Consider the following 2,730-nt stretch of genomic DNA (forward strand, 5'->3'; position numbering starts at 1 on the left):
GCTGAAAAGACTAGACAATCACAGGAAAGCACCAGACAAAATCAAGAAAACATAAGAGAAAACAAATTCAAAGAAGCTGAAGCAAATCGAAGCAAAGTTTTTGAAGAAAAAGAAGCTATAAGGCAATCAGAAGAAACTAAAAGACAAAGTCAGGAAAGTACAAGAGTATCACAAGAAAGCACTAGACAGTCACAAGAAGCTAGTAGAGTTGAAGCAGAAAAGAAAAGAGTATCTGCTGAAAACTCAAGAGCAAGTGATGAAAGTACAAGAAACAGTCAAGAAAATACAAGACAAAGCGAAGAAGGCAAAAGAAAGTCGAATGAAAACACGAGAATAAGTGCTGAAAATGCTAGGAAATTACAAGAAGATACTAGACAATCCCAAGAAACTGCAAGAGTAGAAGCCGAAAAGAAAAGAACGTCAACCTTTGAAGGTTGGGATAAAACTATGCAGGGTGTCATACCTAATGCGACAGATACAACTGCAGGTATAGTTAAACTTGATAAAGCAGGTGAAGACACAGCTGTAACAGTAGGCAGTTTAAAAGATTTTACTGAGGAAATTTTAAATAAAGTAAAAGAGCTTGATATCGGTCCTAAAATTGTGACTATGACACAAAGAGAATATAACGCATTAGCTGCAAAAGATCCTGAAACTATTTACTTTATAATGGAGAGATAAAGTGCTAGATACAATACAAAACAATCAAAAACGTATAATTAAAATCTACAAAGGCAATGAAAAAATTTGGGAAATGCCTATAGTTTTTTTAAAAATCGATGAAGATATAAGAAGTGGATATAGAAGTTTGAGCGGACTCGTTTATCCTACAGAATCACAAATAATTATTAATTATTATAAATCTGATGGAAAAGAGGAAATATTAAAAACCACGCCGACCGCTATTGGTAAGTTTATAGTAACTTTTGATGAGGATTTAAAAATTGGAGACAGTTTGGATATCTTTGTAGAATCGGCTGGTTGGAGACGAGCTTCAAGATATATACCAATTAGATTTTAGTAATGGAGGAATAATATGGAAAATGAAAATAAATTGTTAAGAATTTATCGGGGGGGGATTTAATTTGGGAAGCTCCTCAAGTAGAAGTCATTTTAGAAAGAGAACCTATTACCAATCAAAGTCCTGCAAAAGGTAGAGTATATCCACCATCAGCAGAAATTGAAGTGTATACTACAAAGTTAAACTACCAAACTTATATATCAGAAAAAATACCTTTGGAATTAACTAAAAATAAATTTGGTGAATTTTCTTTTAATTATCAAGGATTAAAACAAAACAGCATTGTGATTATTGAAGCAAAAGCGACAGGTTGGATAGATAATAAATCATATTACAAAGTAATTTAAGGTAGGTGACCATATGGACGAAAATCAATGCGAATTACACCGTGAACACTTAAAACATCAAATCGACACAAACGAACGCAGGATTAACAATCATTCTGACAGGATTGACAAGCTTGAACAATATCGAGCAGGTGTAGAAAAACAAATAGAAAGCCTTGTAGAACAAATTAAGGACCTTGTGACAAGCATAAAGTGGATTATGGGACTTTTAATCACTAGTCTTGTAGGGTTCTTTTTTTATGTAATACAGCAATTTATAAAGTAGGAGGTGCAAAATGGCAAATTATAAAATTAGACAAATGCTTTTACCATCAAATGACAATAGGACTTTTGGAAGCATGAAACCTAAAACTGTGGTTATCCACAATACGTACAACCGTGCAAGTGCAGAAAATGAAGCACGATATGTACACAGCAAAAAAAGTGGAGTTTCTTACCACTATGCTGTAGATGACAAGGAAGCAATCCAACTTATGCCACATACAAAAAGTGGGTGGCATGCTGGAGAAGGTGGTAGAACGATAGGTGGAAGAAATGGAATTGCAATCGAAATTTGTTACTCACTTGATAAAGGCGACAAAAGATATCCTATAGCTGAAGACAACGCTGCACACTTGGCAGCTAAAATTCTTTTACAAGAAGGACTTACCATAAATGACTTGTCTAAACATCAAGACTGGTCAGGGAAATACTGTCCTCATCGTATGCTGGATAATCGTGGTTGGGAACCTTTTAAACAAAAAGTGGCAAAGTATATGGAAGAAATTAAAGGAGGGGGAGTCACAATGCTAGGAAATAAGCCTGTAGCGATAATATCAGTAGTCAATGATGGCGATATCACCACTGGAGCAATGCAACAAATTTTAAGCTTCTTATATCCAAGCTATAATCCTGTAATAACAAGAAGTGGAAAGTTTGACTATGGAAATATCAAGACAAACTATATCATTGGACTTGGTGGAAGCAAAGGACAGCACTCAAGTTACATCAACTATTTTGTATCAGGTAGAAACAGAACTGAAACTCTTGCAAAAGCAAAAGATTTTAGAAGAAACAAAGAAAAATATAGAGTTTAGGAGGTGAAATTATGATAGAGCAAACTACCACATTGGCAGGGATAATTGTAGTTGTAGAAGTAATCAAAAAAGTTACTGAAGACAAAATCATTAGATGGCTACCACTTATAAGCTTACTACTTGGAGTGGGTACAAACTTAATGATAAGTGGAGTTAGTCCAGAAAATATCCTCAATGGTGTGCTACTTGGTGGTGCAGCTGCAGGAATTTATGATTTTGGCTCAAAAACTGTTTTAGATAGGTAGGTTATACTACCTCTTTTTAATTTAATCGCCTTAAAACGCAA

At 34.5% G+C, this 2,730-nt stretch carries 6 protein-coding genes; all 6 read left to right on the forward strand.

Annotated features, from left to right (window positions below):
- Positions 1-681 (forward strand): phage upper tail fiber protein (locus WKS98_RS09785; protein ID WP_498918905.1); only part of this gene is annotated, 681 nt, incomplete at its 5' end.
- 1 nt (position 682) lies between these two features.
- Positions 683-1,021 carry a hypothetical protein gene (locus tag WKS98_RS09790; RefSeq protein ID WP_498918907.1) on the forward strand — a complete coding sequence of 113 codons (339 nt, stop codon included), beginning with the start codon at positions 683-685 and terminating at the stop codon, positions 1,019-1,021.
- A 164-nt stretch (positions 1,022-1,185) separates the two neighbouring features.
- Complete coding sequence (locus WKS98_RS09795; protein ID WP_498918909.1) at positions 1,186-1,368, forward strand: hypothetical protein; 183 nt, start codon at positions 1,186-1,188, stop codon at positions 1,366-1,368.
- 13 nt (positions 1,369-1,381) lie between these two features.
- Complete coding sequence (locus tag WKS98_RS09800) at positions 1,382-1,633, forward strand: hemolysin XhlA family protein (protein WP_498918911.1); 252 nt, start codon at positions 1,382-1,384, stop codon at positions 1,631-1,633.
- A gap of 10 nt (positions 1,634-1,643) precedes the next feature.
- On the forward strand, positions 1,644-2,444 hold the full coding sequence (locus tag WKS98_RS09805; protein ID WP_498918913.1) for a peptidoglycan recognition protein family protein: 801 nt from the start codon (positions 1,644-1,646) through the stop codon (positions 2,442-2,444).
- An 11-nt stretch (positions 2,445-2,455) separates the two neighbouring features.
- Complete coding sequence (locus WKS98_RS09810) at positions 2,456-2,689, forward strand: hypothetical protein (RefSeq protein ID WP_498918915.1); 234 nt, start codon at positions 2,456-2,458, stop codon at positions 2,687-2,689.
- Positions 2,690-2,730 lie beyond the last annotated feature (41 nt).

This window comes from Lagierella sp. ICN-221743 (genome assembly GCF_037890055.1).
GTDB lineage: Bacteria > Bacillota > Clostridia > Tissierellales > Peptoniphilaceae > Mediannikoviicoccus.